Annotated in this window: 18 protein-coding genes; 14 read left to right on the top strand and 4 right to left on the bottom strand. The window is 66.2% G+C overall.

The annotated features are described in order from the left end of the window. Positions 1 to 191 precede the first annotated feature (191 nt). Both P1J78_RS19775 and P1J78_RS19770 read left to right on the top strand, forming a co-directional pair. Positions 192 to 590: a pentapeptide repeat-containing protein gene (locus P1J78_RS19775; protein ID WP_275569118.1), complete on the top strand. Its 399-nt coding sequence runs from the start codon at positions 192 to 194 to the stop codon at positions 588 to 590. Further along, positions 572 to 964: a CdiA C-terminal domain-containing protein gene (locus tag P1J78_RS19770; RefSeq protein WP_309568144.1), complete on the top strand. Its 393-nt coding sequence runs from the start codon at positions 572 to 574 to the stop codon at positions 962 to 964. Before P1J78_RS19775 ends, P1J78_RS19770 begins: the two co-directional genes overlap by 19 nt. Positions 965 to 984: 20 nt before the next feature. On the opposite strand, the gene P1J78_RS19765 is transcribed toward P1J78_RS19770, so the two are convergent. Continuing rightward, positions 985 to 2199: an aminotransferase-like domain-containing protein gene (locus P1J78_RS19765; RefSeq protein WP_275569117.1), complete on the bottom strand. Its 1215-nt coding sequence runs from the start codon at positions 2197 to 2199 to the stop codon at positions 985 to 987. A 248-nt stretch (positions 2200 to 2447) separates the two neighbouring features. On the opposite strand from P1J78_RS19765, the gene rplK reads away from it, so the two are divergent. Further along, positions 2448 to 2873 carry a 50S ribosomal protein L11 gene (rplK, locus tag P1J78_RS19760; protein ID WP_275569116.1) on the top strand — a complete coding sequence of 142 codons (426 nt, stop codon included), beginning with the start codon at positions 2448 to 2450 and terminating at the stop codon, positions 2871 to 2873. 1 nt (position 2874) lies between these two features. Continuing rightward, positions 2875 to 3594 (top strand): 50S ribosomal protein L1, encoded by a 720-nt coding sequence (gene rplA, locus P1J78_RS19755; protein WP_275569115.1) that lies wholly within the window; start codon positions 2875 to 2877, stop codon positions 3592 to 3594. Positions 3595 to 3744: 150 nt separating this feature from the next. On the opposite strand, the gene P1J78_RS19750 is transcribed toward rplA, so the two are convergent. After that, a complete protein-coding gene (locus tag P1J78_RS19750; protein WP_275569114.1) occupies positions 3745 to 4503 on the bottom strand; it encodes an aminoglycoside phosphotransferase family protein in 759 nt (252 codons plus the stop codon). A gap of 678 nt (positions 4504 to 5181) precedes the next feature. Here P1J78_RS19750 and rplJ point away from each other — a divergent pair. The 4 genes from rplJ (at position 5182) to rpoC (ending at position 14897) form a co-directional block, all read left to right on the top strand. Further along, positions 5182 to 5700 carry a 50S ribosomal protein L10 gene (gene rplJ, locus P1J78_RS19745; RefSeq protein WP_275569113.1) on the top strand — a complete coding sequence of 173 codons (519 nt, stop codon included), beginning with the start codon at positions 5182 to 5184 and terminating at the stop codon, positions 5698 to 5700. A 73-nt stretch (positions 5701 to 5773) separates the two neighbouring features. Then, positions 5774 to 6157 carry a 50S ribosomal protein L7/L12 gene (rplL, locus tag P1J78_RS19740; RefSeq protein ID WP_275569112.1) on the top strand — a complete coding sequence of 128 codons (384 nt, stop codon included), beginning with the start codon at positions 5774 to 5776 and terminating at the stop codon, positions 6155 to 6157. Positions 6158 to 6432: 275 nt separating this feature from the next. Continuing rightward, positions 6433 to 10569, top strand: a complete 4137-nt coding sequence (gene rpoB / locus P1J78_RS19735; protein WP_275569111.1) for a DNA-directed RNA polymerase subunit beta — start codon at positions 6433 to 6435, stop codon at positions 10567 to 10569. A gap of 86 nt (positions 10570 to 10655) precedes the next feature. Further along, the gene (gene rpoC / locus P1J78_RS19730; RefSeq protein WP_275569110.1) at positions 10656 to 14897 is read left to right on the top strand and encodes a DNA-directed RNA polymerase subunit beta'; all 4242 of its coding nucleotides are present in this window, start codon (positions 10656 to 10658) and stop codon (positions 14895 to 14897) included. 206 nt (positions 14898 to 15103) lie between these two features. On the opposite strand, the gene P1J78_RS19725 is transcribed toward rpoC, so the two are convergent. Continuing rightward, a complete protein-coding gene (locus P1J78_RS19725; protein ID WP_275569109.1) occupies positions 15104 to 16096 on the bottom strand; it encodes a glycosyltransferase family 2 protein in 993 nt (330 codons plus the stop codon). A 147-nt stretch (positions 16097 to 16243) separates the two neighbouring features. Between P1J78_RS19725 and P1J78_RS19720 the strand changes: the two genes are divergently transcribed. Then, the gene (locus tag P1J78_RS19720; protein WP_275569108.1) at positions 16244 to 17056 is read left to right on the top strand and encodes a glycosyltransferase; all 813 of its coding nucleotides are present in this window, start codon (positions 16244 to 16246) and stop codon (positions 17054 to 17056) included. A gap of 180 nt (positions 17057 to 17236) precedes the next feature. Beyond that, entirely contained in the window at positions 17237 to 18136 is a 900-nt protein-coding gene (locus tag P1J78_RS19715; protein ID WP_275569107.1) for a DMT family transporter, read from the top strand. 2 nt (positions 18137 to 18138) lie between these two features. On the opposite strand, the gene P1J78_RS19710 is transcribed toward P1J78_RS19715, so the two are convergent. Then, on the bottom strand, positions 18139 to 19419 hold the full coding sequence (locus tag P1J78_RS19710) for a LysM peptidoglycan-binding domain-containing protein (RefSeq protein ID WP_275569106.1): 1281 nt from the start codon (positions 19417 to 19419) through the stop codon (positions 18139 to 18141). Between the two features lie 392 nt (positions 19420 to 19811). Between P1J78_RS19710 and rpsL the strand changes: the two genes are divergently transcribed. The 4 genes from rpsL to P1J78_RS19690 all read left to right on the top strand — a co-directional run. Further along, complete coding sequence (gene rpsL, locus P1J78_RS19705; protein WP_275569105.1) at positions 19812 to 20183, top strand: 30S ribosomal protein S12; 372 nt, start codon at positions 19812 to 19814, stop codon at positions 20181 to 20183. 13 nt (positions 20184 to 20196) lie between these two features. After that, positions 20197 to 20667, top strand: coding sequence for a 30S ribosomal protein S7 (gene rpsG / locus P1J78_RS19700; RefSeq protein ID WP_275569104.1), 471 nt, complete (start codon positions 20197 to 20199; stop codon positions 20665 to 20667). Positions 20668 to 20688: 21 nt separating this feature from the next. Next, positions 20689 to 22830 carry an elongation factor G gene (gene fusA / locus P1J78_RS19695; RefSeq protein ID WP_275569103.1) on the top strand — a complete coding sequence of 714 codons (2142 nt, stop codon included), beginning with the start codon at positions 20689 to 20691 and terminating at the stop codon, positions 22828 to 22830. Between the two features lie 55 nt (positions 22831 to 22885). Further along, the coding region (locus P1J78_RS19690) for a GTP-binding protein (RefSeq protein ID WP_018590913.1) at positions 22886 to 22980 on the top strand (95 nt) is incomplete at its 3' end.

Here is a 22980-nt window from a genome sequence, read left to right as displayed (position 1 = left end):
CTGCCCCCAGTATCTGCCCCAGGGTCAGTGAATCAGTCCCTCGGCCGAATGGGAATCCCCAATCGATTCATGTCGGTGGGCAAACGCTCTAAGGCCGCAGGATATGCCCACGATTAAACGCACGAAGATCTAGAGTCGTTGCGAGCAGAAATCGAACGAAGAGGGTTATCGGACAGGGTGGTATATTGGCCATGACAACATTCCATATCCAATCGCTTCTGCATCAGCATGTTCTTTGGCTTGAAAGCCGTGGTCAGAAAGGCAGTCAGCTCACACTCTTCGATGCCGATTTTCGAGGTGCCGAGCTAAATGGGCTAAATCTATCGGACGCAATCATTCCGGGCGCCAACTTCTCTGGCATGGTTCTGGAGGATATTGATTTTTATGGTTCAAATCTTGCGAGTGCCAACTTCTCGAACGCTACTCTCAAGAACGTGCAGTTCATCAAGTCGAACCTGGACTACGCGGTGCTCACCAACACAAAAGTCATCGGGGGGAGCTGGTTCAGAGCAACTTGCATAGATGCGCAGGTTGCAGGGCTTACCTTCTCCGGGACTAATCTGGAACGAACATTTCCCCAGCTTTCGTAGCGTGTACATCGGACGATTTTGGCCGTTTCTGTCCACATAGGAAACTGCCGATAGCCCGAATCTGCGCAGATTTTGGGGCAGAACGTTTTCGACGTCATTCAGAACCCGGCGGTCGATGGGCCCAAAAAAATCCTGATTATTTGATCAACGGAGAGGTCTACGATCACTACGCGCCATCAACCGACCACTCACGAAGAATTTGGGAGCGCGTCCAAGAGAAAGTCGAAGCCGGGCAGGCCCCAAACATCGTGATCGGCCTGCAAGATAGCAATGTGGAAGAAGACGCCCTTCGACAACAGTTTGAAAACTGGCCGATTGAAGGGCTTGGTGATGTGATTATCATCCGCCCCGACGGGACCATTGGGAGGCTATGATGGCAATCACGCGCCTTGTCCTACCGCCTCACATTCCCGCTGATCTCGGGCACGCCGAACTCGTCGTGGCAGATCGCGGCCAGCTTCGCCACGCCGTCCCGGATGGTCTCGACGGGCGGGTTGGCGAAGCAGAGGCGGATCCAGCGGTCGGCGTCGTACTGCAGCGACCAGTCCGGGCCGGGGTTCACCGCGACGCCCTGTTGGCCGGCGACCTCGGCCAGGCGCGGGGTCGTCACGCCCTCGGGCAGTTTCAGCCACAGGAAGATGCCGCCTGGCGGGCGGGTGAACTCCACCGTGGTCCCGAAATGCTCGTTCACCGCGTCGATCATCGCGTCGAGCTTGCTTTCGAGCACGGCGTTGCAGTGGCGGACATGGGCGTCGAAGTGGGCGGGTCCGTACTCGGCCAGCATCATCTGTTCCAGCACGGGCGAGCCGGCGTCGGTCTTGAGCGCCACCAGCCGGCCCAGCACCGGCCAGTCGGCGTTGATGTAGCCGACGCGGAGCGCGGGGCCCACGGTCTTCGAGAAGCTGCCGATGTGGATGACCAGGCCGCTGTCGTCCAGCGCGCGGAGCGCCGGCGGGCGGGTGTTGGCCCAGGTGAGGTCGGAATAGCACTCGTCCTCGAAGACGGGGACGCCGTGATTCTTCGCGAGCTCCAGCAGGCGGTGGCGGCGGTCGAGCGGCAGGATGGTGCCGGTGGGGTTGTGGACGGTGACGATGGCGAAGATGTACTTGGGTGTGATGCCTTGCGCGGCGAGGTCGTCGAGCGTGGTTTCCAGCGCGTCCATCCGCATGCCCTCGGCGTCGAGCGGCACGGGGACCATGTTGACCCCCAGCGCGCGGAGCTTCGACAGGGTGCCGCCGTAGTTCGATTCCTCGACGATCACGGTGTCGCCGGGGCGGAGCAGGAGCTTGTTGATCAGGTCGATGGCCTGCAGCGAGCCGGAGGTCAGCAGGATGTCCTCGGCGGTGGTCTCGATCCCGGCATAGCGTTTCAGCTTGTCGGCGACGAAGGTGCGCAGCGGGGTGTAGCCCAGCGGGCCGCTCTGCATGCGGTAGGTGGCGATGTCGTGGCCGTCGCGGGCCAGCGCCCGGTCCACGGCGGCGCGCAGGTCGTCCACGGGCACGGTGGCCCGGTCGATATGGCCGCCGACGAAGTTGTAATCGGGAAAGCCGGACCAGCGCGCGGACGGAGCGGGGGTGCCTTCGGGCAGGAGCGGGGAGACGTCGAACATGGGCCTTGGTCCTGTCATCTGTTTCGTCGGACCCTAGGGGGCGATCGGCGCGGGTGGCAAGGTGCGTGGCAAGATGCGCCGGGGGCTCGGGCGGGCTTGCAGAATCCGCGCGCGCGGTGTATGCGGCGCGTCTGCCGAGAGATCGGCCCCTTTCGTGGGAGGCGAGGCGGTCGCGACCGCCGGACCTGACCACGTCAACCGAAGTTCCCGGATCGCGTTCCGGGGGCGTTGAGACAAGGAGATGGCCAATGGCCAAGAAAGTCATGGGCACCATGAAGCTGCAGGTGCCTGCCGGGCAAGCGAACCCGTCCCCGCCGGTGGGTCCGGCGCTGGGTCAGCGCGGCATCAACATCATGGAATTCTGCAAGGCGTTCAACGCCCGCACGCAGGAGATGGAGCAGGGTGCGCCTTGCCCGACCGTGATCACCTACTACCAGGACAAGTCCTTCACGATGGACATCAAGACGCCGCCGGCGTCGTTCTATCTGAAGAAGGCGGCCAAGCTGAAGTCGGGCGCGACCACGCCGGGCCGGGCGACCGTCGGCACTGTGACGCCCGCGCAGGTCAAGGAGATCGCCGAGGCGAAGATGAAGGATCTGAACGCCACCGACATCGAGTCGGCGATGCAGATCATCCTGGGCTCTGCCCGCTCCATGGGCATCGAGGTGAAGTAAGATGGCAAAGCACGGAAAACGCACCCGCGCCGCGCGCGACGCCTTTGCGGGCAAGGAGAACCTGCCCGTCGAGGAGGCCATCTCGCTGGTCAAGGAGCACTCCAACGTCAAGTTCGACGAGACCGTCGAGGTGGCGATGAACCTGGGCGTCGACCCGCGCCACGCCGACCAGATGGTCCGCGGCACGGTCACCCTGCCGAACGGCACCGGCAAGACGGTGCGCGTCGCCGTCTTCGCGCGCGGGCCCAAGGCCGAGGAAGCGGAAGCCGCGGGGGCCGACATCGTGGGCGCCGAAGACCTGATGGAGAGGATCCAGGGCGGCGAGATCAACTTCGACCGCTGCATCGCGACGCCGGACATGATGCCGGTCGTGGGACGGCTGGGCAAGATCCTGGGTCCGCGCAACCTGATGCCGAACCCGAAGGTCGGGACCGTGACCATGGACGTCAAGGAGGCCGTCGAGGCGGCCAAGGGCGGCCAGGTGCAGTTCAAGGCCGAGAAGGCGGGCGTCGTGCATGCCGGGATCGGCAAGGCGTCGTTCACGGTCGACCAGCTGGCCGGCAACCTGCGCGCCTTCGTGGACGCGGTGCTGCGCGCCAAGCCGGCGGGCGCCAAGGGCACCTACATGAAGAAGATCTCGATCAGCTCGACCATGGGGCCGGGCGTGTCGGTCGAGGTCATGTCGGCCACCGGCAACGCCCCGGCGGAAGCCGCCGAGTGAGATAGCGCCTTTCGAGGCGAACGGATTGGGGCGGGCCTGCGGGTCCGCCCTTTTTGTTTGGGGTGGGGCGCAGAGTGTTGGTCCGCTACGCGGACGGAGCCGCCGTTCACCACGCTTGACTTCAGGCGCCCAACCCAGGCCCGAGTGACGCTACCCCACGCTACTGAGATTACAAGCGCCGCCCTCGGCCCAACGGATCAGATTCTCCCGCGCCGGTATCGCATCTTCCGCAAGTCGTGCCGCGGCAACGAAGGGCAACCAAGCAAGCACATCTGTGAGGTCGAAGGAGGCGGCCCGTAGGTAGACCACGACGTATTCCCTCGCCAAGTCGGTCGAAACCGCGTGCAGCAGTACATAGGAGCGGCAGACGTCTGCTGCCGGATCGCCACATGTGGCATCGAGCCAGTCGATGATTGTTGCGCTCTCGCCTTGGCCGAGCACGTTCCATGGATGAAAGTCACCATGACAAAGACGATCTGCGATCGGCAGGTCGGCGAGACACGCGAGGAGCTCCGTTCGTCTTGCCTCTGAGAGCGGCGGCGCGCGGCCGATCGAGGCGGCCATCCGCGCTCGGAGTTCAGGGAAGTTGCTTCCGGGGCGGGCGTGGATCTTCGCGTGCAGGGCGGCAAATTCGCGCAAGTACTCGGTGGTGCGGTCCGGCTCGGCGAACCACCGGTCGGCGCCGCATTCCTCTTCCACCAGGCTCATCGTGAGGCCCCAGCGGTCGCCATAGCGGTCGACCCCGAAGACTTCGGGAACAGGCAGACCCGTCCCTTCGAGCAGGGCCAGATTGGCCGCCTCTCGGAACGCCGAGTTCCGCGGCTGACCCGCCTCGAAGAGCTTCAGAGCGGCGCCGTTATGGCGATATACGTCGGCGACCTTGCCGCTGCCGATTTGACGGTCGCTCAACATGAGATTCCTACCGGAATGCTAATAACAATACCGGTGAAGTTATCCCGCGACCCCGAACGTGGCGAGCCTCAAAAACGACCTTCTTCGCATTTCCATGGATCGACGAGCCATCGAGGTTCGGCCACGAAGTCTGCGGCCGACCTAATGCTTACGACCAACGCACTGATAAGGGAGGTCAGCTCTGGGCTCAGAGCCGACGTCGGGGCGCATGGCACCAATGCCATGAAGCTCGTATGACCTCTGTCGGCAGTGCCGGTCCCGGCGGACGCCGCCGGCTGTCGGGCCGCGCGTTACTTCCCATCGCCGCTCGCGCGGGCAGGGGGCGGCGACGGTGTCGACCCCGGTCACATCTGCGCGACCGGGGCCCGGTGCGCAAGAGAACGCGCATTGGGGGCTTCACATTTCCGCCGCGAGGGTCTAGGAACCGCGCTGTCAGGTCGCCCCGAACCCTCGTGGCGGCCTGATGATTCGTCCGAGACGGTGGGTGGTGCGGCCCGAGCCAAGCCATAATTCCTGCCCGAGACGGGAAGAGACCAAGATTTCTTCGGATCGTGCCCGCGCTGGCCCGCTCCGGGGCGGATTGGCTGGACCCGTAAGGACCCGATTGCCGGGCCTTGTGCCCGGTAGACTAGGAGCCGGGGGGTCGCCAAGGCCCTCCATACTTGGAGTGAAACTGTGGATAGAGCCCAGAAAGAGAAAGTGGTCGAGGAACTCGGCCAGATCTTCGAAAGCTCTGGCGTCGTGGTGGTTGCCCACTACGCGGGACTCACGGTTGCCGAGATGCAGGACCTGCGCGCGCGTATGCGCGACGCGGGCGGGTCCGTGCGCGTTGCCAAGAACAAGCTCGCCAAGATCGCCCTGGAAGGAAAGCCGAACGCTTCGCTCGCCGACCTTCTGGAGGGTATGACCGTACTCGCCTATTCCGAGGACCCCGTGGCGGCAGCCAAGGTCGCGGAAGGTTACGCCAAGGATAACAAGAAGTTCGAGATCCTCGGCGGGGCCATGGGTGAGTCGCATCTGGACCGCGACGGTGTGAAGGCCGTGTCCGAGATGCCGTCGCGCGAGGAGCTCATCGCTTCCATCGCCGGCTGCATCGGGGCGCCCGCCAGCAACATCGCCGGGGCCATTGGCGCGCCTGCTTCGAACATCGCCGGCATCCTCTCGACCATCGAGGAGAAGGCCGAAGCGGCCTGACGGCAGACGGGATATCCCGCGTGGGGTTGATCCCCGCACGTTGGAACACATCTAGGACAACGGAAACAGACAAATGGCTGATCTGAAGAAACTCGCCGAAGAGATCGTGGGGCTGACCCTTCTCGAGGCCCAGGAACTGAAAACCATCCTCAAGGACGAATACGGCATCGAGCCCGCCGCCGGCGGCGCGGTGATGATGGCCGGTCCGGCCGGCGGCGGCGAAGGCGCGGCCGAAGAGGAAGAGCAGACCGAATTCGACGTCATCCTGAAATCGGCCGGCGCCTCCAAGATCAACGTGATCAAGGAAGTCCGCGCGATCACCGGCCTGGGCCTGAAAGAGGCCAAGGAGCTGGTCGAGGCGGGCGGCAAGGCCGTCAAGGAAGGCGCCCCGAAGGAGGAAGCCGAAGAGATCAAGAGCAAGCTCGAGGCCGCCGGCGCCGAGGTGGAGCTCAAGTAATCGCTCATCGGTCCCTGGCGGGTCCTCTTCGCGAGGAGGGCCCGGGGGCCGACGAGCGCGCGACGAACACGGGCTGGATCCGGGCATTCCCGGGTCCAGCCGTCCGCGTCTCAGGAAGGGCTCTTCGCGCAAGAGCGTTTCCTAAGGTGCGGTGACCGATCGGGCGGCGGCCGGTGGGACGGCTGCCAGGGATTGATCGGACCGACCTGTTCCAAGGGCGCGCGGCCGGGGCCCGACGGCTGCGCGTTTGCGAAGATGAAAGGTGAACACCTCCCATGGCGTCCAGCTACCTTGGCCAGAAGCGTTTGCGGAAATATTACGGCAAGATCCGGGAAGTCCTGGAGATGCCGAACCTCATCGAGGTCCAGAAATCCAGCTATGAACTGTTCCTGAAGTCCGGCGACCAGCCCGAGCCGATGGACGACGAAGGCATCAACGGCGTCTTCCGCTCGGTCTTTCCGATCAAGGACTTCAACGAGACCGCCGTCCTGGAATTCGTCCGCTACGAGCTGGAGCGGCCGAAATACGACGTCGACGAGTGCATGCAGCGCGACATGACCTACAGCGCCCCGCTGAAGGTCACCCTGCGGCTGATCGTGTTCGACATGGACGAGGATACCGGCGCCAAGTCGGTCAAGGACATCAAGGAGCAGGATGTCTTCATGGGCGACATGCCCCTGATGACGCCGAACGGCACCTTCATCGTCAACGGCACCGAGCGGGTGATCGTGTCGCAGATGCATCGCTCGCCTGGCGTGTTCTTCGACCACGACAAGGGCAAGACCCACGCCTCGGGCAAGCTCCTGTTCGCCTGCCGCATCATTCCCTATCGCGGCTCCTGGCTGGACTTCGAGTTCGACGCCAAGGACATCGTCTTCGCCCGCATCGACCGGCGCCGGAAGCTGCCGGTGACGACCCTGCTCTACGCCCTCGGGCTGGACCAGGAGGCGATCATGGACGCCTATTACGACACGGTCGACTACCGCCTGGACGGCAAGCGCGGCTGGGTCACCAAGTTCTTCCCCGAGCGGGTGCGCGGCACCCGTCCGCCGTTCGACCTGGTCGACGCGGCCACCGGCGAGGTGTTCGCCGAGGCCGGCAAGAAGATCACCCCGCGCGCGGTCAAGAAGATCATCGACGAGGGCAAGATCACCGAGCTTCTGGTGCCCTTCGAGCAGATCGTCGGCAAATACGCCGCCCGGGACATCATCAACGAGGAGACCGGCGCGATCTATGTCGAGGCCGGCGACGAGTTGACCTGGGAGACCGACAAGGAGGGCGAGGTCACCGGCGGCACGCTGAAGGAGCTGATCGATGCCGGCGTGACGGACGTCCCGGTGCTGGACATCGATAACGTCTCGGTCGGTCCGTACATGCGCAACACCATGGCGCAGGACAAGAACATGGACCGCGACAGCGCGCTGATGGACATCTACCGCGTGATGCGCCCGGGCGAGCCGCCCACCGTCGAGGCCGCGTCCGCGCTGTTCGACACGCTGTTCTTCGATTCCGAGCGCTACGACCTGTCGGCCGTGGGCCGGGTGAAGATGAACATGCGCCTGGCGCTTGACGCGCCGGACACGCAGCGCACGCTGCGGCGCGAGGACATTGTCGCCTGCGTCAAGGCGCTGGTCGACCTGCGCGACGGCCGCGGCGAGATCGACGACATCGACCACCTGGGCAACCGCCGGGTGCGCTCGGTCGGCGAGCTGATGGAGAACCAGTACCGCGTGGGCCTTCTGCGGATGGAGCGCGCGATCAAGGAGCGGATGTCGTCGGTCGAGATCGACACGGTGATGCCGCAGGATCTGATCAACGCCAAACCCGCCGCCGCCGCGGTGCGCGAGTTCTTCGGCTCCTCGCAGCTGTCGCAGTTCATGGACCAGACCAACCCGCTGTCGGAAGTCACCCACAAGCGCCGCCTGTCGGCGCTCGGCCCCGGCGGTCTGACCCGCGAGCGCGCGGGCTTCGAGGTGCGCGACGTTCACCCGACGCACTATGGCCGGATGTGCCCGATCGAGACGCCGGAAGGGCCGAATATCGGCCTGATCAACTCGCTGGCCTCCTTCGCCCGCGTGAACAAGTACGGCTTCATCGAGACGCCCTATCGCGTGGTCAAGGACGCCATGGTCACGGACGAAGTGCACTACATGTCCGCCACCGAGGAGATGCGGCACACCGTGGCGCAGGCCAACGCCTCGCTGGACGAGACCGGCAAGTTCACCAACGAGATGGTCAACACCCGGCAGGCCGGCGAATACACGCTGAACCCGGTCGAGACGGTCGACCTGATCGACGTGTCGCCGAAACAGCTGGTGTCGGTCGCGGCGTCGCTGATCCCGTTCCTGGAGAACGACGACGCCAACCGCGCGCTGATGGGCTCGAACATGCAGCGGCAGGCGGTGCCCCTGCTGCAGGCCGACGCGCCCTTCGTGGGCACCGGGATCGAGGGCAAGGTCGCCATCGACTCTGGCGCCGCGATCCAGGCGCGCCGGGCGGGCTTTATCGACCAGGTCGACGCGCAGCGGATCGTCATCCGCGCGACCGAGGACCTGGAGCCGGGCGATCCGGGCGTCGACATCTACCGTCTGCGCAAGTTCCAGCGCTCGAACCAGAACACCTGCATCAACCAGCGGCCGCTGGTGAAGGTGGGCGACAAGGTCGAGAAGGGCGAGGTCGTGGCTGACGGTCCGTCGACTGACCTGGGCGAGCTGGCGCTCGGCAAGAACGTGGTCGTCGCGTTCATGCCGTGGAACGGCTACAACTACGAGGACTCCATCCTGATCTCCGAGCGGATCGTGAAGGAGGACGTGTTCACCTCGATCCATATCGAGGAGTTCGAGGTCGCCGCCCGCGACACCAAGCTGGGGCCGGAAGAGATCACCCGCGACATCCCGAATGTCGGCGAGGAGGCGCTGCGCAACCTCGACGAGGCGGGGATCGTCTATATCGGCGCCGAGGTGGGGCCGGGCGACATCCTGGTGGGCAAGATCACGCCCAAGGGCGAAAGCCCGATGACGCCGGAGGAGAAGCTCCTGCGCGCGATCTTCGGCGAGAAGGCATCGGACGTGCGCGACACCTCGCTGCGGCTGCCGCCGGGCGACTACGGCACCATCGTGGAAGTCCGCGTGTTCAACCGCCACGGCGTCGAGAAGGACGAGCGCGCGCTGCAGATCGAGCGCGAGGAAGTGGAACGTCTGGCCCGGGACCGGGACGACGAGCTGCACATCCTGGAGCGCAACATCTACGCGCGTCTGAAGGACATGATCCTCGGCAAGACCGCGGTGAAGGGGCCGAAGGGCGTGAAGCCCGGCAGCCAGATCACCGAGGATCTGCTGGAGATGCTGTCCCGCGGGCAGTGGTGGCAGCTGGCGCTGGAGAACGACGAGGAGGCGCAGCAGGTCGAGGCGCTGAACGCGCAGTTCGAGGCGCAGAAGCGCGCGCTGGAGCACCGGTTCGAGGACAAGGTCGAGAAGGTGCGCCGGGGCGACGACCTGCCGCCGGGCGTCATGAAGATGGTCAAGGTCTTCGTCGCGGTGAAGCGCAAGCTGCAGCCGGGCGACAAGATGGCCGGACGTCACGGCAACAAGGGTGTGATCTCCAAGGTGGTTCCCATCGAGGACATGCCGTTCCTGGCGGACGGGACCCCGGTGGACTTCGTACTGAACCCGCTGGGCGTGCCGTCGCGGATGAATGTCGGGCAGATCCTCGAAACCCACATGGGCTGGGCCGCGCGCGGTCTGGGCGAGCAGATCGGCGACGCGCTGGGCGAGTACCGGCGCAAGGGCGACCTGACCCCGGTGCGCGACGCGATGCGTATCGCCTATGGCGACGAGGTCTTCGAGGAAGGCATCGGGACCATGGACGACGCTCAGTTGCTGGAAGCGGCGGGCAACGTGACCCGCGGCGTGCCGATCGCGACCCCGGTCTTCGACGGCGCCAAGGAGCATGACGTCAACGACGCGCTGAAGCGGGCCGGGTTCAACGAAAGCGGCCAGTCGGAGCTGTTCGACGGCCGGACGGGCGAGCAGTTCGCGCGGCCGGTCACGGTGGGGGTCAAGTACCTGCTGAAGCTGCACCACCTGGTCGACGACAAGATCCACGCCCGCTCGACGGGTCCGTACAGCCTCGTCACCCAGCAGCCGCTGGGCGGCAAGGCGCAGTTCGGCGGTCAGCGCTTCGGCGAGATGGAAGTGTGGGCGCTGGAAGCCTACGGCGCCGCCTATACCCTGCAGGAGATGCTGACGGTGAAGTCGGACGACGTGGCCGGCCGGACCAAGGTCTACGAGTCGATCGTCAAGGGCGAGGATACCTTCGAGGCGGGCGTTCCCGAGAGCTTCAACGTGCTCGTCAAGGAAGTCCGCGGCCTCGGCCTGAACATGGAACTCCTGGATGCGGAGGGGGAGGAATAGCGGCACCCGCCCGTCCGGGCCCGCGATTTTTCGACGAAAAATCGGGCCCGGCCTTCCCCCTTCATGCCCCTGATTAGGAAATCGAGATGAACCAGGAACTGACCACCAACCCGTTCAACCCGCTTGCGGCGCCCGCGACCTTCGACGAGATCAAGATCTCGCTTGCATCGCCGGAGCGGATTCTCAGCTGGTCCTACGGCGAGATCAAAAAGCCCGAGACGATCAACTACCGGACCTTCAAGCCCGAGCGCGACGGCCTGTTCTGCGCCCGGATCTTCGGTCCGATCAAGGACTACGAGTGCCTGTGCGGCAAGTACAAGCGGATGAAGTATCGCGGCGTCGTCTGCGAGAAATGCGGCGTGGAGGTCACGCTGCAGAAGGTCCGCCGCGAGCGCATGGGCCATATCGAGCTGGCCGCGCCGGTCGCGCATATCTGGTTTCTGAAGTCGCTGCCGTCGCGCATCGGCCTGATGCTGGACATGACGCTTCGGGACCTGGAGCGCATCCTCTACTTCGAGAACTACGTCGTCATCGAGCCGGGCCTGACGGACCTGACCTACGGCCAGCTGATGACCGAGGAAGAGTTCATGGACGCTCAGGACGCCTACGGGATGGACGCCTTCACGGCGAATATCGGCGCCGAGGCGATCCGCGAGATGCTGGCGGCGATTGACCTTGAATCGGAAGCCGAACAGCTGCGCGCCGACCTGGCCGAGGCCACCGGCGAGCTGAAGCCGAAGAAGATCATCAAGCGGCTGAAGATCGTCGAGTCCTTCCTGGAATCCGGCAACCGGCCGGAATGGATGATCATGACGGTCATCCCGGTCATCCCGCCGGAACTCCGCCCGCTGGTGCCGCTGGACGGCGGCCGGTTCGCCACGTCGGACCTGAACGACCTGTACCGCCGGGTGATCAACCGGAACAACCGCCTGAAGCGGCTGATCGAGCTGCGCGCGCCGGACATCATCATCCGCAACGAAAAGCGGATGCTGCAGGAATCCGTCGACGCGCTGTTCGACAACGGCCGGCGCGGCCGGGTGATCACGGGGGCCAACAAGCGGCCGCTGAAGTCGCTGTCGGACATGCTGAAGGGCAAGCAGGGCCGGTTCCGGCAGAACCTTCTGGGCAAGCGCGTCGACTTCTCGGGCCGGTCGGTCATCGTGACGGGTCCGGAGCTGAAGCTGCACCAGTGCGGCCTGCCGAAGAAGATGGCGCTGGAGTTGTTCAAGCCGTTCATCTACTCGCGGCTTGAGGCGAAGGGGCTGTCGTCCACCGTCAAGCAGGCGAAGAAGCTGGTGGAGAAGGAGCGGCCCGAGGTCTGGGACATCCTGGACGAGGTGATCCGCGAGCATCCGGTGCTGCTGAACCGGGCGCCGACGCTGCACCGTCTGGGCATCCAGGCGTTCGAGCCGATCCTGATCGAGGGCAAGGCGATCCAGCTGCATCCGCTGGTCTGCTCGGCCTTCAACGCGGACTTCGACGGCGACCAGATGGCGGTTCACGTGCCGCTGTCGCTGGAAGCGCAGCTCGAAGCGCGCGTGCTGATGATGTCCACCAACAACGTGCTGTCGCCGGCCAACGGCGCGCCGATCATCGTGCCGTCGCAGGACATGATCCTGGGGCTCTACTATATCACGATGATGCGCGAGGGCATGAAGGGCGAGGGCATGACCTTTGCCGACGTGGACGAGGTGCAGCACGCGCTCGACGCGGGCGAGGTGCATCTGCACGCAAAGATCACCGCGCGCGTCAAGCAGATCGACGAGGAGGGCCAGGAGGTCGTCCGCCGGTTCGAGACGACGCCGGGCCGCGTGCGGCTGGGCGCGCTTCTGCCGCTGAACGCGAAGGCGCCGTTCGACCTGGTCAACCGCCTGCTGCGCAAGAAGGAGGTGCAGCAGGTCATCGACACCGTCTACCGCTATTGCGGGCAGAAGGAGTCGGTCATCTTCTGCGACCAGATCATGACGATGGGCTTCCGCGAGGCGTATCGGGCCGGCATCTCGTTCGGCAAGGACGACATGCTGATCCCCGACAACAAGTGGACCATCGTGAACGACGTGCGCGACCAGGTGAAGGAGTTCGAGCAGCAGTACATGGACGGGCTGATCACCCAGGGCGAGAAGTACAACAAGGTGGTCGATGCTTGGTCGAAATGCTCCGACGAGGTCGCCAACGCGATGATGGGCGAGATCTCGGCCGTCCGGTACGACGATGCCGGCGCCGAGAAGGAGCCCAACTCGATCTACATGATGTCGCATTCCGGGGCCCGTGGCTCGCCGGCGCAGATGAAGCAGCTGGGCGGCATGCGCGGCCTGATGGCCAAGCCGTCGGGCGAGATCATCGAGACGCCGATCATCTCGAACTTCAAGGAAGGCCTGACCGTGCTGGAGTACTTCAACTCCACCCACGGCGCCCGGAAGGGTCTGGCCGACACCGCGCTGAAGACGGCGAACTCGGGCTACCTGACCCGGCGTCTGGTGGACGTGGCGCAGGACTGCATCGTGCGCGAGAACGACTGCGGCACCGACCGGTCGATCACCGCGGAAGCGGCGGTCAACGACGGCGAGATCGTGGCGTCGCTGTCCGAGCGCATCCTGGGCCGCGTCGCGGCCGAGGACGTGCTGAACCCCGGGACCGACGAGGTGATCGTCGCCGAGGGCGAGCTGATCGACGAGCGCAAGGCCGACGCGGTGGAAGCCGCGGGCATCGCCGCGATGCGCATCCGCAGCCCGCTGACCTGCGACAGCGAGGAAGGGGTCTGCGCCATGTGCTACGGCCGCGACCTGGCGCGCGGCACGATGGTGAACCAGGGCGAGGCCGTGGGCATCATCGCGGCGCAGTCGATCGGCGAGCCGGGCACGCAGCTGACGATGCGGACGTTCCACATCGGCGGCATCGCGCAGGGCGGCCAGCAGTCGTTCCTGGAGGCCTCGACCTCCGGCAAGGTGGAGTTCCGCAACGCGAACATCCTGACCAACGCCGCCGGCGAGCAGATCGTCGTGGGCCGCAACATGACGCTCGCCATCGTCGACGAGCACGGCACCGAGCGGGCCAGCCACAAGATCACCTACGGGACCAAGATCTTCCCCGAGGACGGGGCCACGGTGGAGCGCGGCGACAAGCTGATCGAGTGGGATCCCTACACCCTGCCGATCATCGCCGAGAAGGAGGGCACCGCCCGCTTCGTCGACCTGGTCAACGGCCTGTCGGTCCGCGAGGAAACCGACGAGGCGACCGGCATGACCCAGCGGATCGTGTCCGACTGGCGCGCGGCGCCGAAGGGCAGCGACCTGAAGCCGGAGATCATCCTGGTCGGCGAGGACGGCGAGCCGGTCCGCAACGCGGCTGGCAACCCGGTGACCTATCCGATGTCGGTGGACGCGATCCTGTCGGTCGAGGACGGCACCAAGGTGCAGGCCGGCGACGTCGTGGCGCGGATCCCGCGCGAGGGCGCCAAGACCAAGGACATCACCGGCGGTCTGCCGCGGGTGGCGGAACTGTTCGAGGCGCGCCGTCCCAAGGACCACGCGATCATCGCCGAGATCGACGGCTACGTGCGGTTCGGGCGCGATTACAAGAACAAGCGCCGGATCTCGATCGAGCCCGCCGACGAGTCGCTGGAGCCCGTGGAGTACATGGTGCCCAAGGGCAAGCACATCCCGGTGGTCGAGGGCGACTTCGTCCAGAAGGGCGACTACATCATGGACGGCAACCCGGCGCCGCATGACATCCTGTCGATCATGGGTGTCGAGGCGCTGGCCGAGTACATGATCGCCGAGGTCCAGGACGTGTACCGGCTGCAGGGCGTGAAGATCAACGACAAGCATATCGAGGTGATCGTCCGGCAGATGCTGCAGAAGTGGGAGATCCTGGATTCCGGGGACACCACGCTTCTGAAGGGCGAGCATGTCGACAAGGTGGAGTTCGACGAGGCCAACGAGAAGGCCGAGTCGAAGGGCGGCCGCCCGGCGCAGGGCGAGCCGATTCTTCTGGGCATCACCAAGGCGTCGCTGCAGACGCGGTCGTTCATCTCGGCGGCGTCGTTCCAGGAGACCACGCGCGTGCTGACCGAGGCGTCGGTCCAGGGCAAGCGGGATCGCCTGGTCGGTCTGAAGGAGAACGTCATCGTCGGCCGGCTGATCCCGGCGGGCACCGGCGGCGCCACCCAGCGGGTGCGGCGCGTGGCGCAGGAGCGCGACAATGCCGTCATCGAGGCGGCGCGCGCCGAGGCCGAGGCCGCCGCGGCACTGGCCGCGCCCGTGGACGACTTCATGTCCGAGGACGACCTGGACGCGGGACTGGTGGAGACGCCGGAAAGCCGCGACTGACCTGTCGCTCTTGGCGAGACTTTGGAGACGCCCCGTGCCGGAAGGTGCGGGGCGTTTCTCTTTGTGGCGCCGTGCCTGCGGACCGGGCGCCCACCCGCCCACCCCGCCCGGCCCGCAGGCACGGGGCGCGTCGTGCCCGGCGGTCGGGCCCGTGGCGCGGGCGGGATTTTCGCGTATTTGAAACGAGAAGAAGCCGGGGGTGCGCGTCAGGTCATCGTGGTGGCGCGGTCCATGTGGCGGGTGTAGCGGGGGTCGGATCTCGGGTCCTGTCCGGCGGCTTCGGCGAGGCGGGTGACGTAGTCGGCGCAGCACAGGTGGTGCAGGCGGGCGAGGCCCGGAAGCGTCATCGCCTCGGCGTGGAGCGCGTCGAAGCGGTCGGCGTGGCGCAGGGCGCTCTGGTCCTCGGTCTCGTTGCGGTCGTAGCGGGCGAGGAAGTCGTCGGTGTAGCGGTCGCGGCCGGCCGAGGGGCTGGGGATGCCGCGTTTCAGCGCGAAGCTTTCCGGCGAGCGGATCATGTAGTGGTTCATCTGCGCCGCGCGGTGCGTGACGCGGTCGGGATGCGTGGCGCGCTGGGCCGCGCCGTTGGGGTGGTAGCGGCCGAGGGTGCGGCCCTCGCTGTCGACGAGGACGTTCTCGCCGGTGCCCCAGTCGCCGGCAAAACCCATCGGGCTGTGGGCGCCGAAGCGGTCGAAGTCGAGCGGATGCCGGATCAGCGTCTTGAAGGAGGCGTTGGCGCGGTCGTGGGTGTCGGCGCAGCGGGTGAAGGTGCGGTGCTGCAGCGCGTCGTGCCAGCGGGTTTCCCCGCCCGAGCCGAAGACCTTCCAGTGAAAGGCGATGCCGCGGAACCGGCCCGGCGCGGTGTCGCCCACGAACCCCGCGATGGTGCCGTCGCCGTCGTGCAGCACGAGAAATTCGTCCACGTCGCAGATCATCAGCCATTCGGTCCGCGCCGTGGCGGGATGGGCGCGGATGGTGCGGTGGGCGCTGCGCTTGGGCGGCGTGCCGGGATCGGGGGAATGGGTGGTGTGGGTCAGCCAGCCGGCATCGTGCAGAAGGTTGAGGAGCGCGGGGCTGTGATCGGTGCAGTCGTTGGTGACGACCAGCAGATCGAAGCCCAGCATCCGGTACCAGGTGACCCATTCCACGAGGAACGCGCCCTCGTTGCGCATCGCCGCCGCGACGAGATAGCCCTCGGCCATATGCTGTCCTGCCCGTTTCGCTCCGGCCTCGACATAGCGCGGCGCGGCGGGCGGCGTCCAGCACGGCGTGGGTGGCGGCGTGGTTGACCGGGCGAGGCGGCGGTGCCACTGTCGCCGCCGGCAGGGGCGACAGGACGGGCAGCGCGCATGGAAATCCGCAACCAGGTGATCGGGCTGATCCGGTTTTCCTTTGCCACGGTCGGCAATTTCTATCCCGGCTTCGAGAGCGTCGCGGAGATGGAGGCGTTCCTGTTCGACCGTGAGCGGCTCGACCGGCGGTTTCTGTATTTCGAGGCGTTCTGCCTGCCGTCGCTGGCGATGCAGACCGACCAGGACTTCACCTGCATCCTGCTGGTGGGGGCGAACATGCCGGGCGAGTACAAAGACCGGCTGCGCGACGTGACGGCCGGCGTGCCTTGCGTGAAGATCGTGGAGGCGGAGCCGCAGCACCATTACGCCGGGATCAAGAAGACGATCATGGCGGAGCCCGACGACGGGTACACGCATCGCACGACGTTCCGGTTCGACGACGACGATGCGATCGACAACGGCTTCGTCGCGCGGCTGAAGGATCTGGCGCCGAAAGTGGCGGCGGTGGGGGGCGTCGACAACCCGGCGTCGGTCGCGCACAATCTCGGCTTCTATCTGGAGCGGCGGCAGTACAAGACGGTCGTCTACCCGACCTGCGAGCGGACGCCGATTTCGGTGGGCGCCGCGCTGATCGCGCCGGTGAGTTACCGCGAGAACGTCTACAGCGTGGATCACCGGCAGCTGCCGCAGTATTTCAACGCCTATTCGGACACCCAGCACTATGCCTATGTCCGGACGATCCACCAGGACAACAAGGCGAACCCGCATCGCACGGGGCTGAAGCTGCAGCTGCCGAACAAGGAGATCGACGCGATCCTGCGCGAGCGGTTCGGCCGGAAGCTGGGGCAGTTCAAGCATCTGGGACTCTGAGCGTCGCCGCGCGGCGCGCGTCGATCCGCGCGGGCGCTGGGGCGCCCGCGGTGTCTGTAGAGCGCGGCGGTTTGAGTGCGCCGGCGTCGATGGTGCGGGCACCGGCTTCGGACTCGCTTAGGCGGATCGGCGCACGGGGCGGGACTGGTGCGGGGGGCAGTTCGCTGCTACGGGCATGCGATGGCCGGCTTTTCGGACAACCTGCGGGGCTCTGCGCTGATGGCGGGGTCGATGGCGTGCTTCACCATCAACGACGCCTGCATGAAGGCGGCGCTCGCCGAGGTGCCGCTGTTCCAGGCGCTGTTCCTGCGCGGGCTGGCGACGACGGTCTGGATGTTGCTGCTGGCGCGGGCGCTGGGCGGGCTGAAGCTGCGCCTGCCGCGGCGGGACCGCTGGATGATCCTGATCCGCAACGTGACGGAGGTGGGGGCGGCCTATTTCTTCATGACCGCGATCCTGAACATGCCGCTCGCCAACGCCTCGGCGATCATGCAGGCGCTGCCATTGTCGGTGACGCTGGCGGGCGCGCTGTTTCTGGGCGAGGCGGTGGGCTGGCGGCGGCTGGCGGCGATCCTGGTGGGGTTCGCGGGCGTATTGATGATCGTGCGGCCGGGGATGGCCGGGTTCGATGTCTACTCGGTCTATCCGCTGGTCGCGGTGGCGCTGGTCACGGTGCGGGACCTGCTGTCGCGCAAGCTGTCGGCCGAGGTGCCGTCGGTGACGGTGGCCTTCTTCAACGCCTTCTCGGTGATGGCGTTCTTCGGGGTCGGATCGGTGTTCGTCGACTGGGCGCCGCTGTCGGGGCGGTCGGTCCTGTTGGTCGGCGCGGCCTCGGTGCTGATCATCGGCGGCTATGTCTTCTCGGTCTCCGCGATGCGGGTGGGCGACCTCGCGCTGGTGGCGCCGTTCCGGTACACCAGCCTGCTCTGGGCGCTGATCCTGGGGCTTCTGGTGTTCGAGGAATGGCCGGCGGTGCCGACGCTGATCGGCGCCGCCGTGATCGTCGCGACAGGCATCTACACGTTCTACCGCGAACGCAACCTGGCGCGCGCAGCGCCCAAGGCGCTGCGCGTCAGATAGGCCTAGCAGCGGGTGAAGACCTGCGGCTCGCCCACATCGTGGCCGGCGAACTGCACCGGGTCGCCGTCGGGCGCGACGACGGACAGCCGGTCGTCGCCGCGGCGCTCGACCGCGAGCACGATCTCGGGCCGGTCGAAGACGAAGCGGCCTTCGAGGCCGGTTTCCACATCGCCGGTGCGCGCGTAGCCCTCCAGCGAGGTGCCGATGGCAAGGCCGCCGCCGGCTTCGGTGTAGATGTCGAAGGCGGGGCGGGCGCAGTTGCCCGTCTCGGCGGCCCAGGCGCCGCGCAGGAAGGCGCTGTCGACGCGGGCGCGGCCGTCGCCGTCCCCGTCGTCCGGCGGAGAGACCTCGCGGATCTCGGTCACGTCGATGGTCGCCTGGCCCTGCTGGCAGAAGGACATGTCGGCGCGCGTGCCCGCGATCTCGACATACTCGCCCTCGGTGAAGGCGATGTCGGAGCTGGTCAGGGCATAGCGGTCGCCGTCCGGGGTGCGCAGCACGGGGCATTCCACGCCGTCCATCACCCGGCCTTCCAGCGCCACGGTCTCGGGCGCGTCGGTTTCGCGGGCCGTCACCTCGAAGTCCAGCGATTTCAGCGTCATGCCGCGGTCGGTATCGACGACGAAGATCAGCTGGTCGCCCGGATCGAAGCGCCGCGGCACGTCGACGGTGGCGGTCAGGTTGCCGGCCTCGCCGGTGCGGGCCTGGTCGATGGCGCGCCATTCGGACGCGCGTTCGCCGACGCCGATGGTGACGTAGTCGTAGGGGCGCAGGTTGCGCGCCTCGATCGTGACCTCGGTCCCGACGGGGCCGGAGGCGGGCGCGATGTCGATGGCGGCGGTCCGGTCGCCGGTGGGCACGTCCAGAACGTCGCCCACGGCCATGGAATAGGGGCGCAGGTCGGGGTTCTGGTTCATCAGCTCGATCACCGACAGGCCCAGCGCCTGGGCGATGCTCCAGGCCGTGTCGCCCTCCTGCACCTGGTAGGTGCCGTCCGTCTGCTCGGGGCGGCTGTCGGGGGCCGGGGCGCTGCCGTCGTCGTTGCGGGCGCGGGACGACAGGCGAAGCTCTTCGCCGACGCGCAGGTCGCGCGGGTCGGTGTCGGGGTTCAGCTCGGCGATCAGCGACAGGCTGACGCCGCAGCGCTGGCCGATGTCGTAGAAGGTGTCGCCCGGCGACACGGTGTAGGTCGCGCCACAGCGGGTCTGCGCCTGGGCGGCGCCGGCGGTCAGGGCCAGCGTCGCCGCGGCGGCGGTGATGAGGGGAAGTCTCCTCCCGGGCATGGGGTGCTCCTTTGGATCCACGTCTTCGGGTTGGCGCGTTGCCAACGTTCCCTTGCCAACACGGGGCCGCCGGCACATGTTCCCGCGAGGCGCCGAACCGCGGCCATCCGCCGGGGTCCGGACGGCCGGGGAGGGGCTGTTGACAAGGGTCGGGACTCACCCTATACGGCGCCAACCTGGGCGGGGTGGTTCCCGTCTGTCACAGAATCGAAGTGGTCACGATCCGGGCCCGCAGGCTCCGATCCTCTGAAATTCCACCGCGTCGTTCCCGCGAACGAGGGGACGGGGGCGGTTTTCGTGTTTTGCGGACGCGCAAGACGCGACCAACAAAACCGGGGTGCGCGCGCCCCACGAGATGAACATATGTGTTGCAACACGGGGAAGAAACCGGAATGCCAACGATCCAGCAGCTGATCCGCAAGCCGCGGCAGCCGAAAAGACGGTCCAACAAGTCCATGCACCTGGAGGGTAACCCCCAGAAGCGTGGCGTCTGCACGCGCGTCTACACCACGACGCCGAAGAAGCCGAACTCGGCGATGCGGAAGGTGGCGAAGGTCCGCCTGACCAACGGCTACGAGGTGATCAGCTACATCCCCGGTGAAAGCCACAACCTGCAGGAGCACTCGGTGGTCCTGATCCGCGGCGGCCGGGTGAAGGACCTTCCCGGCGTGCGTTACCACATCCTGCGCGGTGTTCTGGATACCCAGGGCGTCAAGGACCGCAAGCAGCGCCGCTCGAAGTACGGCGCCAAGAAGCCGAAGTAAGAGGATCTGAGAGATGTCCCGCCGTCACGCTGCCGAGAAGCGCGAAATCCTGCCCGACGCCAAGTACGGCGACCGGGTTCTGACGAAGTTCATGAACAACCTGATGGTCGACGGCAAGAAGTCCGTCGCCGAAAGCATCGTCTACAATGCGTTCGACCGGGTCGAGGGCAAGCTGAAGAAGGCGCCGGTGGAAGTGTTCCACGAGGCCCTCGACAACATCAAGCCGGCGGTCGAGGTCCGCTCCCGCCGGGTCGGCGGCGCCACCTACCAGGTGCCGGTCGAGGTGCGCCCGGAACGCCGCGAAGCGCTGGCGATCCGCTGGCTGATCAACGCCTCCCGCGCCCGGAACGAGAACACGATGGAAGAACGCCTCGCCGGCGAGCTGCTGGATGCCGTCAACGGCCGCGGCTCGGCCGTGAAGAAGCGCGAAGACACCCACAAGATGGCCGACGCCAACAAGGCGTTCAGCCACTACCGCTGGTAATTCTGATCTAGAGGCCCTCCCATGGCACGCGAATATTCCCTCGAGCGCTACCGTAACTTCGGGATCATGGCGCATATCGACGCGGGCAAGACCACCTGCACCGAGCGCATCCTGTTCTACACCGGTAAGTCCCACAAGATCGGCGAGGTGCACGACGGCGCCGCGACCATGGACTGGATGGAGCAGGAGCAGGAGCGCGGGATCACCATCACCTCGGCGGCGACGACCACCTTCTGGTTCCGCACCGAGGACGGCGAGAACCCGACCGGCATCTACGGCGACACGCCGCAGGAAGCCAAGTTCCGCTTCAACATCATCGACACCCCGGGCCACGTCGACTTCACCATCGAGGTGGAGCGTTCGCTCGCCGTGCTCGACGGCGCGGTCGCCGTGCTGGACGCCAATGCCGGCGTCGAGCCGCAGACCGAGACCGTGTGGCGCCAGGCCGACCGCTACAAGGTGCCGCGCATCGTGTTCGTCAACAAGATGGACAAGATCGGCGCCGACTTCTTCAACTGCGTCAAGATGATCAAGGACCGCACCGGCGCCACGCCGGCCCCGATCCAGATGCCCATCGGCGCGGAAGACAAGCTGGAAGGCATCGTCGACCTCGTGACCATGAAGGAATGGGTCTGGAAGGGCGAGGATCTGGGCGCCTCCTGGGTCGTGCAGGACGTGCGCGAGGAGCTGCGCGAGCAGGCCGAGGAAATGCGCGCCGAGCTGATCGAGATCGCCGTCGAGATGGACGACGATGCGATGGAGGCGTACCTGGAAGGCGAAGAGCCCGACATGCCGACCCTGCGGAGCCTGATCCGCAAGGGCACCCTGTCGCTGTCCTTCGTTCCGGTGCTGGCCGGCTCGGCCTTCAAGAACAAGGGCGTGCAGCCGCTCCTGAACGCGGTCATCGACTATCTGCCCGGTCCGCTGGACGTGCCGCCCTATATGGGCTTTGCCCCGGACGACGAGACCGAGACCCGCAACATCGAGCGCAAGCCGGGCGACGATCAGCCCTTCGCGGGCCTCGCGTTCAAGATCATGAACGACCCGTTCGTCGGCTCGCTCACCTTCTGCCGGATCTACTCGGGCCTCCTGGAAAAGGGCGGCACCGTGATGAACTCGACGAAGGGCAAGCGCGAGCGCATCGGCCGGATGATGATGATGCACTCGAACTCGCGCGAAGAGATCGACTGGGCCGGCTCCGGCGACATCATCGCGCTGGCGGGTCTGAAGGACACCACCACGGGCGACACGCTGTGCGACGCGCAGAAGCAGGTCGTGCTGGAAACCATGACCTTCCCCGACCCGGTGATCGAGATCGCGGTCGAGCCGAAGACCAAGGCCGACCAGGAGAAGATGTCCCAGGGCCTGCAGCGCCTGGCCGCCGAGGATCCGTCCTTCAAGGTCGAGACCGACATCGAATCCGGCCAGACCATCATGAAGGGCATGGGCGAGCTTCACCTCGACATCCTGGTCGACCGCCTGAAGCGCGAATTCAAGGTCGAGGCGAATATCGGCGCGCCGCAGGTGGCCTATCGCGAGACCATCTCGCACCCGATCGAGCACCGCTATACCCACAAGAAGCAGTCGGGCGGCTCGGGGCAGTTCGCCGAGGTCCTGCTGGAGATCACCCCGACCGAGCCGGGCGAGGGCTATTCCTTCGAATCCCGCATCGTCGGCGGGTCGGTGCCGAAGGAATACATCCCCGGCGTCGAGAAGGGCATCAACTCGGTGATGGACTCGGGCCCGCTGGCCGGCTTCCCGGTGATCGACTTCAAGGTCGCGCTGGTGGACGGCAAGTACCACGACGTCGACTCCTCGGTCCTGGCCTTCGAGATCGCGTCGCGGATGTGCATGCGGGAAGGCCTGCGCAAGGCCGGCGCCAAGCTGTTGGAGCCGATCATGCGCGTCGAGGTGGTCACGCCGGAGGAATACACCGGCAGCATCATCGGCGACCTGACCTCGCGCCGGGGCCAGGTGCAGGGGCAGGAGAACCGCGGCAACGCGATCGCCATCAACGCCTTCGTGCCGCTGGCCAACATGTTCGGCTACATCAACAACCTGCGGTCCATGTCCTCGGGCCGGGCGAACTTCACCATGCAGTTCGACCATTACGACCCGGTGCCGCAGAACATCTCCGACGAGATCCAGTCGAAATACGCATAATCGTCGGTGCGTGGGACACCGCGCACCGCCCGACAAGACAAAGGGAGCCAACACAATGGCAAAGGCAAAGTTCGAACGTAACAAACCGCACGTGAACATCGGGACGATCGGTCACGTTGACCACGGCAAGACGACGCTGACGGCGGCGAT

Source organism: Psychromarinibacter sediminicola (assembly GCF_029168335.1).
GTDB classification, from domain to species: Bacteria; Pseudomonadota; Alphaproteobacteria; order Rhodobacterales; family Rhodobacteraceae; genus Psychromarinibacter; species Psychromarinibacter sediminicola.
Note: the sequence above shows the minus strand (reverse complement) of the source record. Positions and strands in the feature narration are given on the sequence as shown.

Coding starts and splice junctions, on each gene's coding strand:
- rpoB (WP_275569111.1), top strand. CDS start 6,433: ATGGCGTCCAGCTACCTTGGCCAGAAGCGTTTGCGGAAATATTACGGC.
- rplK (WP_275569116.1), top strand. CDS start 2,448: ATGGCCAAGAAAGTCATGGGCACCATGAAGCTGCAGGTGCCTGCCGGG.
- rpoC (WP_275569110.1), top strand. CDS start 10,656: ATGAACCAGGAACTGACCACCAACCCGTTCAACCCGCTTGCGGCGCCC.
- fusA (WP_275569103.1), top strand. CDS start 20,689: ATGGCACGCGAATATTCCCTCGAGCGCTACCGTAACTTCGGGATCATG.
- P1J78_RS19725 (WP_275569109.1), bottom strand. CDS start 16,096: ATGGCCGAGGGCTATCTCGTCGCGGCGGCGATGCGCAACGAGGGCGCG.
- P1J78_RS19720 (WP_275569108.1), top strand. CDS start 16,244: ATGGAAATCCGCAACCAGGTGATCGGGCTGATCCGGTTTTCCTTTGCC.
- P1J78_RS19715 (WP_275569107.1), top strand. CDS start 17,237: ATGGCCGGCTTTTCGGACAACCTGCGGGGCTCTGCGCTGATGGCGGGG.
- rpsL (WP_275569105.1), top strand. CDS start 19,812: ATGCCAACGATCCAGCAGCTGATCCGCAAGCCGCGGCAGCCGAAAAGA.
- P1J78_RS19710 (WP_275569106.1), bottom strand. CDS start 19,419: ATGCCCGGGAGGAGACTTCCCCTCATCACCGCCGCCGCGGCGACGCTG.
- P1J78_RS19775 (WP_275569118.1), top strand. CDS start 192: ATGACAACATTCCATATCCAATCGCTTCTGCATCAGCATGTTCTTTGG.
- rplA (WP_275569115.1), top strand. CDS start 2,875: ATGGCAAAGCACGGAAAACGCACCCGCGCCGCGCGCGACGCCTTTGCG.
- rplL (WP_275569112.1), top strand. CDS start 5,774: ATGGCTGATCTGAAGAAACTCGCCGAAGAGATCGTGGGGCTGACCCTT.
- rpsG (WP_275569104.1), top strand. CDS start 20,197: ATGTCCCGCCGTCACGCTGCCGAGAAGCGCGAAATCCTGCCCGACGCC.
- P1J78_RS19765 (WP_275569117.1), bottom strand. CDS start 2,199: ATGTTCGACGTCTCCCCGCTCCTGCCCGAAGGCACCCCCGCTCCGTCC.